General features: G+C 71.1%; 4 protein-coding genes and 1 tRNA gene. 4 read left to right on the forward strand and 1 reads right to left on the reverse strand.

Annotated features, from left to right (window positions below; translation table 11 throughout):
* From ESO86_RS09925 to ESO86_RS09940, 4 genes are all read left to right on the forward strand, one after another.
* Positions 1–749, forward strand: a 749-nt coding sequence (locus ESO86_RS09925) for a LysR substrate-binding domain-containing protein (protein ID WP_129234754.1), incomplete at its 5' end; no start/stop codon positions are given.
* A complete protein-coding gene (gene gltX / locus ESO86_RS09930; RefSeq protein WP_129234755.1) occupies positions 742–2,256 on the forward strand; it encodes a glutamate--tRNA ligase in 1,515 nt (504 codons plus the stop codon). The genes ESO86_RS09925 and gltX, both read left to right, overlap by 8 nt.
* 132 nt (positions 2,257–2,388) lie before the next feature.
* Positions 2,389–2,460: transfer RNA gene (locus ESO86_RS09935), tRNA-Gln, on the forward strand.
* A gap of 356 nt (positions 2,461–2,816) precedes the next feature.
* Positions 2,817–5,063, forward strand: coding sequence for a beta-glucosidase (locus ESO86_RS09940; protein ID WP_207207085.1), 2,247 nt, complete (start codon positions 2,817–2,819; stop codon positions 5,061–5,063).
* A gap of 172 nt (positions 5,064–5,235) precedes the next feature.
* Here the strand turns inward: ESO86_RS09940 and ESO86_RS09945 are convergent.
* The coding region (locus ESO86_RS09945; protein ID WP_277985224.1) for an alpha-L-rhamnosidase-related protein at positions 5,236–6,026 on the reverse strand (791 nt) is incomplete at its 5' end.

Here is a 6,026-nt window from a genome sequence, read left to right on the forward strand (position 1 = left end):
TCGCGACGGCGCTCGAGGCGGCCCGCGGCGAACTCGCCGAGCTGCGCGGCCTCCGCTCGGGCCGCGTGCGGATCATGGCCTTCCCGTCGGCGTCGCCGACCATCGTGCCCGAGCTCATGGCGGAGATGTCCCGCCGGCACCCGGGCGTGCAGGTCAGCTTCGTCGAGGCCGAGCCGCCCGAGGCCGTCGCCGCCGTGCGCGAGGACCGCGCCGACCTCGCGCTCACGTTCAGCTACCCCGGCGACCGCAGCGACCCGCACCGCGAGAGCGCGCGGGGCCTCGAGGTCACGACCATCGGCGTCGATCCGATGCACGTCGTGCTGCCCGACGCGCACCCGCTCGCGGGCGGTGAGACCGTCGACCTCGCCGGGCTCGCCGCCGACGCGTGGATCGCCGGCTGCCCGCGGTGCCGCGGCCACCTGCTCGAGCTGTGCGACACCGCCGGATTCGCGCCGCGCATCGCGGTCGAGACCGACAACTTCGTCGCCGTCGAGGAGCTCGTCGCGAGCGGACTCGGCGTCGCGGTGCTGCCCGCGCTCGCGATCGAGTCGGCGGGGGAGCGCGCCGGAGTCGCAGTGCGCGGCACCACGAACGGCGACCGTCGCACGCTGCATCTCGTCACCGCACGCGGCGGTCGCGGCGTCCCAGCGGTCGCGGTGGCCGCCGAGGCGCTCACGCGGCTCGTCGCCCGACGCGGCGGCACCCCCTCCGACACGGCCCCGCCCCGTACCATTGAGGGCGATGTCTGACACGACCCACCCCACGACGACCGCCACCGGATCCGACATCCGCGTGCGGTTCTGCCCCTCGCCCACCGGAACCCCGCACGTCGGCCTCGTGCGCACGGCCCTCTTCAACTGGGCGTACGCACGCCACACCGGCGGCACGTTCGTGTTCCGCATCGAGGACACCGACGCCGCCCGCGACAGCGAGGAGAGCTACGCGCAGATCATCGACGCGCTCTCCTGGCTCGGCCTGCAGTGGGACGAGGGCATCGACGTGGGCGGCCCCCACGGCCCGTACCGCCAGTCGCAGCGCGGCGAGATCTACGCCGACGTCATCGAGCGGCTGAAGGCCGCCGGGCACGTCTACGAGAGCTACTCGACCGCCGACGAGATCGACGCGCGCAACGAGGCCGCCGGCCGGCCGAAGCAGTTCGGCTACGACAACTTCGACCGCGACCTCACCGACGAGCAGCGCGCCGCGTTCCGCGCCGAGGGGCGCCAGCCCGCGCTGCGCCTCCGCGTGCCCGACGTCGACCTCGGCTTCGACGACCTCGTGCGCGGCCGCATCGACTTCGCCGCGGGATCGACGACCGACTTCGTCGTCGTGCGCCCGAACGGCGCCCCGCTCTACACGCTCGTGAACCCCGTCGACGACGCGCTCATGGGCATCACGCACGTGCTCCGCGGTGAGGACCTGCTCTCGTCGACGCCGCGCCAGATCGCGCTGTACCACGCGCTCATCGAGATCGGCGTCACCAGCTTCGTGCCGCGCTTCGGCCACCTGCCCTACGTCATGGGCGAGGGCAACAAGAAGCTCTCCAAGCGCGACCCCGAGTCGAACCTGTTCCACCACCGCGACCGCGGCTTCATCCCCGAGGGCCTCGTCAACTACCTGGCGCTCCTCGGCTGGGGCTTCTCGGCCGACCGCGACGTGTTCAGCCGCGGCGAGCTCATCGAGGCGTTCGACGTCGAGGACGTCAACCCGAACCCGGCCCGCTTCGACCAGAAGAAGGCCGACGCGATCAACGGCGACCACATCCGCCTGCTCGAGCTCGCCGACTTCACCTCGCGCACCGTGCCCTACCTGCAGGCCGCCGGTGTCGTCTCGACGCCGATCACCCCCGGCGAGGAGGCGCTCCTCGTCGAGGCCGCGCCGCTCGTGCAGGAGCGCATCACCGTGCTCGGCGAGGTGCCCGGCCTCCTCGGCTTCCTCTTCACGGATGCCGCGAGCCTCGAGTTCGACGAGGCCGCCGTCGGCTCGCTGTCCGCCGACGCTCCGGCCGTGCTCGCCGCCGCCCGCGAGGCGCTCGAGCGCATCCCCGGCGAGGCATGGACGCACACCGAGATCGAGGAGGCCCTGCGCTCCGCGATCATCGACGGCCTCGGCCTCAAGCCCCGCGTCGCCTTCGGCCCGATCCGCGTCGCGGTCTCCGGCCGCCGCGTCTCGCCGCCGCTCTTCGAGTCGATGCAGATCCTCGGCCGCGTGGAGTCCATCGACCGCATCGACCGCCTCGCCGCGCTGGTCGACTGACCCCGACGGATGCCGCGGCCGGCACCCGAACGGCACGGCCGCGGCATCCGCTCACGAGGCCCCCTCGATTTGGACCGGACCCCGCGATCGGCTACAGTTACATGTCGGCCCGGAACCCCGGTTCAGGGCCATTGGGGTATGGTGTAATTGGCAACACGGCTGATTCTGGTTCAGTTGTTCTTGGTTCGAGTCCAGGTACCCCAGCAAGTGAAACCCCCGGTCATCCGGGGGTTTTCGTGTCTCCAGCCGGATGGATTCCCCGTCCGGCCTGCGCTCCCCACACGGCATTCAGAACAGCATCTCTCGTCACTCTCGCCCGGCACGAGGCGATTACCGGCCGAGGGCCTTCTACTCGGCCTGGCGCGCTCGGCGCCGCGGCATCGTCCGGATTCCGTAATCCCCTTGACATTCGACTGTGGTGCTTGCGAGTGTAGAACGGTCAACAAAGTGTAGATCGATCTACGGATCGATGCCTCGAGGAAGAGGGATTCCCCACCATGAAGTTGCCCATCACCCCACGACACGCGCGTGATCGTGAAACGAATCAATCCCCGGGGGCGGTGACCGTCCCGACCTCCGCTCGACGTCGCAGGGGCGTGGTCGCGGCGCTCGCGGCATCCGCCCTCGCCGTGCCGGCGCTGTTCACGGTCGCCGCGCCCGCGGCCGCGGAGGAGGTCGACTGTTCGACCGTGCCGTGGATGGACACGTCGCTGACCGCCGCGGAGCGGGCGGACGCGCTGCTCGACGCGAGCAGCCAGCACCAGAAGTACCGCTGGCTCGTGGAGCAGCCGGCGAACGACCCGACCCGTACGACGTGGAACCCCGCGTTCTCGGGCGAGGCCAACGTGGTGTACCCGGCGCAGCTGCCCTGCACGCCGGTCGTCGTCTACGCCAACGGCCCCGACGGCGTGTACCTCTCGGCAGGGACCACGGCCTGGCCCGGGCCGATCGCCGTGGCCGCGACGTGGAACCTCGAACTCGGCGAGGAGAAGGCAGCTGCGCACGGCAGCGAGTCGTTCGACAAGCGCAGCGCCGTGGTCCTCGGACCGGGCATCGCCTCGGGCAGGACCCCGCTCTCGGGGCGCGGCTCCGAGTACTTCGGCGAGGACCCCGTGCTCTCCGGCCTCATGGCCGCGGCGAACGTGCGCGGACTCGAGGACGGCAACCCCGAGAAGCCGATCATCGCGAACCTGAAGCACTACGTCGCGAACGAGCAGGAGGAGGCTCGGCAGTCGAGCTCGTCGAACATGGACGAGCGCACGTTCAAGCAGATCTACGACCTGCCGTACGAGATCGCCGTCCGCGAGAGCGACCCCGGCAGCGTCATGTGCTCGTACAACCAGGTCAACGGCGTGTACGCGTGTGAGAACGACATGCTCACCACGAACCTGCGGCAGGACTACCCGTTCGAGGGCTACGTGATGAGCGACTTCGGATCGGTGCACTCGACCGCCCCGTCCCTCAACGCCGGCCTCGACCAGGAGCTCAACCGGCCCCGCTGGTTCAGCCCCGCGCGCCTCGACGCGGCGCTCGCCGCGGGTGAGATCACCCAGGAGCGGATCGACGAAGCCGCATTCCGCGTGGTGCACTCGTACATCGCGGGCGGGCTCTTCGACCACCCGGTGCCCGCCACGCCCGTCGCGAACGTGTCGACGCCGGAGCACAAGGCGCTCGCCAAGGAGATCGCCGAGCAGAGCACCGTGCTGCTGAAGAACGAGGGCGTGCTGCCGCTCGCCGAGGGCGACCTCACCGTCGCCGTCATCGGCCAGACCGCGTCCAGCACACCGACCGATGGCGTGAGCGCCAAGACGGGCTGCGCATGGGACTTCCCGTTCGGCCCTCCCGGAAATCAAGCGCTGAACTGCAACGCGATCGTGGACCCGCTCACCGCGCTCACCGAGCGCGTCGGTGACGCCGGCGGATCCGTCGTCTTCGACGACGGCGCCGACCCGGCGCAGGCAGCGGATGTCGCGGCGGCGGCCGACGTCGCCATCGTGTTCGGTCACTACACCATGGGCGAGACCCAGGACCTGCCCGACCTGCGACTCGACGCCAACGGCGACGAGCTGATCGAGGCCGTGGCAGCCTCGGCGCCGAAGACGGTCGCCGTGCTCAACGCGGGCTCGGCGGTCGAGATGCCGTGGATCGACGACGTCGACGCCGTGTTCCACGCGTGGCACTCGGGTGAGCAGTTCGGCCCGGCGCTCGCGGAACTCGTCTACGGTGACGTGAACCCGTCGGGCAAGCTCCCGATGACGTTCCCGGTGTCGGTCGACGACACGCCCACGGCGGGATCCGAGGCCCAGTACCCCGGCATCGCCGACGCCGAGGGCACCCTCCAGATCGACTACAGCGAGGGCCTGAAGGTCGGCTATCGCTGGTACGAGGCCGAGGGCATCGAGCCGCTGTTCGAGTTCGGACACGGCCTCAGCTACACCGACTTCGCGTACGACAAGGTCACCGTGACGCCGACGTCGACCTCGGGTGACAAGGAGATCCGCGTGCGGTTCCGCCTCACCAACACCGGTGACGTCGCGGGCACCGAGGTCGCGCAGGTCTACCTCGAGCTGCCGAGCTCGACCGGTGAGCCCTCCAAGCGCCTCATCGGGTGGGAGCGCGTGACGCTCCAGCCCGGTGAGCACCGCAACGTGCAGGTGACGCTGTCGGCCGACGACCTCGCCGACATGCACCTCCTCGAGTACTGGGACACCGCGGCCGGCGACTGGGCGACCGCCGCCGGCACCTACCAGGTGACCGTCGGCGGCTCCGTCGACGCGGATGCCGCGGCATCCTTCGCCGTGAAGTAGGCGCGGAGCCCGACGCCGGGTGGGTGGGAACGAGCTTCCCGTCCACCCGGCGTCGGCATGCGGAGCCAGATCACCGACCGGCCGCCACCCGCGAGCGCGTACGCGAGAAGGGCTGGTGCGGCATCTGCCGCACCAGCCCTTCTCGCGTGTTCAGGCGAAGGCGCGCAGCCGGTCAGCCGGCCGCCGCGCTCGTCTCGATCGACGGGACCTCCGCGATGCGCACGGCGGTCGCCGAGATGCGATGGCGACCGGGGCCCAGGCGGTCCGACACGAGGTCCTCGCCGTCGACGGTGACCTCCGAGGCGTCCGTCAGCGGCAGGTCGAGCACCGCCTCGGCGCCGTACGGCACCTCGAGCTCGATCGCGAGGTCGCCGTCGGTCAGCGTCCAATCGATCGCGACGGGCCCGAGCCGCGATTCGACCGAGGCGCGAGCCCACGGGATCGATGCGGTCGGTCGCGGCGCGACCACGATTCGGCGGTAGCCGGGCAGGTCGACGGACGGGGCGATGCCCGCCACGTACCGATAGATCCAGTCGACGACGGCGCCGTACGCGTAGTGGTTGAAGGAGATCATGCCCGAGCTGTCGCCCGTGGACATCTCGCCCGAGTGGATGCTGCCGTCGGGGCCGATCGCGTCCCACCGCTCCCAGACGGTGGTCGCGCCCATCTCCACCTGGTAGAGCCACGAGGGCGGTGCCTGGCGGAGGAGCATGAGGTAGGCCTCCTCGACGTGACCCGTGTGCACGAGCGCGAAGAGCACGAGTGGCGTGCCGAGGAAGCCGGTGGCGATGCGGCCGTGCTCGGCGCGCACGTTGGCGGCGAGCGACTCGCCGATGCGCTCGCGGTCCGCCGAGGGGGCGAGGTCGAACTCGAGCGCGATCGCCGCGCCCGTCTGCGTCCGGATCGCCGCCTCGCCCCACGCCGCCCAGGTGTCGCGGGCGACCCGGTCGGCGATGCGGTCGG

It is taken from the genome of Agromyces binzhouensis (assembly GCF_004135055.1).
Classification (GTDB): domain Bacteria; phylum Actinomycetota; class Actinomycetes; order Actinomycetales; family Microbacteriaceae; genus Agromyces; species Agromyces binzhouensis.